The following is a 2,112-nucleotide window of genomic DNA, read 5'->3' on the forward strand; positions in this document are numbered from 1 at the left end:
GTGGTGCGCGTCGGTGTTGAGCACCTCCGTCCACGTCCCGCCGCCCCACGGGGCGGAGCGCGGGGACCCCCCGTCCCGACTACTGCAGGAACGCCCCGAGGGGCGAGAGCAGCAGCCGGCCGAGCGCTGCGGCGTTGTCGTCCAACCGCAGGCGCTCACACTCGCGGGCGTCCGGATCGTGCCGGCACCGCCAGATCTTCTGCGCGTTACGCCAGGCGACATCGCGGGTGTACTCGACCAGTTCCCCCTGGTACCAGTCGTCGATGTCGCCGTTGAGCATGTCGATGAGCAGCTGCCACCGTTCCAGATAGCCCCGGCGCAGGCCGGGGATCTTGTCGGCGAAGATGTTGTTGATCTCCAGGTAGTCGTGGTGCTGGTCGCTGCCGTCGACCGGCTCCGACTCCAGGTGGTCGAACGTCGTCACCAACGCGAACGGCAGGTCGAAGTTGATGTGGGCGTTCACCCCGGCCGCCGCCGAGGGCAACGGACGGGCGTCCGGCCCCCGCATCCGCTCGAAGAGGCACGACCAGGCCTTCGGAGTGCCCGGACTGGAGTCGGTCCACAACCGCATGGCGTCGAAGTACCGTGCGGCGAACTCGACGTCGAGCCGGGACAGGAACGCCGGATCGACGAAGCGGTCGTCGTACAGCCCGTCGAGCACGCTGCTGGTGATGGTCAGGTAGAGCTTGTTGAAGTCGGCGAGGGGGCAGCTGTCCTCCAACGGAGGCAGCCGCACCAACAGGTCCTGGAGCTTGGTGAGGTGATCGACCACGGCCGGCACGTCAGCGGGGTGGTCGGCGAGCAGGTCGACGATGTCCCGGTGCACGGGCCCCCAGACCGGTTCGGTCATCTCTCCTCCATCGTGGTCGGCGGCATCCCCCGTGCCGTCGTCGACGCGGCTCAGCCTTCCAGCCCGCACCCGTCGGCCGAATCAGTAGAACGACGTATCCCGGCACGCACAGGCGCGCCGGGATACGTCGTGGTCGGTCAGCCCCGGTGGTTGCGCAACTGGATCGCGCTGGCCTGGACGCGGGTGCGGACCTGCAACTTGTCGAAGATGTGCGAGACGTGCACGCCGATGGTCCGCTCGCTGATGAACAGCCGCTGCCCGATCTCCTTGTTGGTCAGCCCCTCCGCGACCAACGCCAGCACTTCCCGCTCCCGCGCGGTGAGCGCGGCCAGCTCGTCGTCGGACGCCTGGGTCGGCGCCCCCCGCGTCGCGCCGGTGGGCTCCCGCTCCTCCAGCGACACCCGGGCCCGCCCGGCCAGCTCGCGGATCTCCGAGGTCAACGGCACCGCGCCCAACCCCTGCGCCACCTCGTACGCCTCGCGCAACAGCTTGCCCGCGGTCGCCAGTCGACTGCGGCGGGCCAGCAGCGCCTCGGCCTGCCGCAGCCGCGAGTATGCCGCCGGATAGGGGTGGTTACGCCGGTCCCACTCGGCGACCGACGTCGCCCACAGCTCCGGGTCGCTGCCGTCGAGGCGACTCACCTCGGCGGCGCAGAGCGCCAGGAACCCCTCCACCACCGAGCGCACCGGTCGGGCCGCGCCGGCACTCTTGCGCGCCATCCGGTCGGCGACGTCGCGCAGTCGGCGCACCGCCGTCGGGTCCACCTCCACAGTGCGGCTGGCGTGCGCCTCCGCCTCGGCGCGCAACCCGTGCCAGACCAGGGCGGACAGGATCATCACGTCGTCGGAGCGGATCTCGGTGAGGCCGCGCTGCACCGCCATCCGCGCCACGTCGTGCCGGCCCTCCCACATGGCCAGCCCGGAGCGCAGGGTGAGCAGCGGAATGACGTGCCGCGCCCCACCGCCGGCGAGCAGGGTCGCGACGGCGTCCAGGTCCCGGCCGGCGGCCTCGATGTCGCCGTAGCCCACCGAGAGCCGGCAGCGGGCGAGCAGCAACTCGACGGCGTCCGCACCGGACGGTCGGTGCCGCAGCGCCGCCGCGACCACCTTCTCCGCCTCCGCCCACTGGCCAACCCGGAACAACCCGTTGATGGCGATCGCCAGCAGCCGGGTGCCCCAGGTGCGGCCCAGCCCCAGCTCGGCCACCCGCTCGGCGCCCCGCCGGGCCACGACCACACCCTCCTCGAGGATGTTCAGCGGCCC

The 2,112-nt window shown here is 71.8% G+C and carries 2 protein-coding genes; both read right to left on the bottom strand.

All coding sequences use genetic code 11. The features are described 5' to 3' along the window. Positions 1 to 79: 79 nt before the first annotated feature. The gene (locus ACWCO3_RS34145) at positions 80 to 850 is read right to left on the bottom strand and encodes a DUF5995 family protein (protein ID WP_145781464.1); all 771 of its coding nucleotides are present in this window, start codon (positions 848 to 850) and stop codon (positions 80 to 82) included. Positions 851 to 987: 137 nt separating this feature from the next. Continuing rightward, on the bottom strand, positions 988 to 2,112 hold a 1,125-nt coding region (locus ACWCO3_RS34150), incomplete at its 5' end, for a helix-turn-helix transcriptional regulator (RefSeq protein WP_450014103.1).

It is taken from the genome of Micromonospora sp. NPDC002411, from assembly GCF_053592955.1.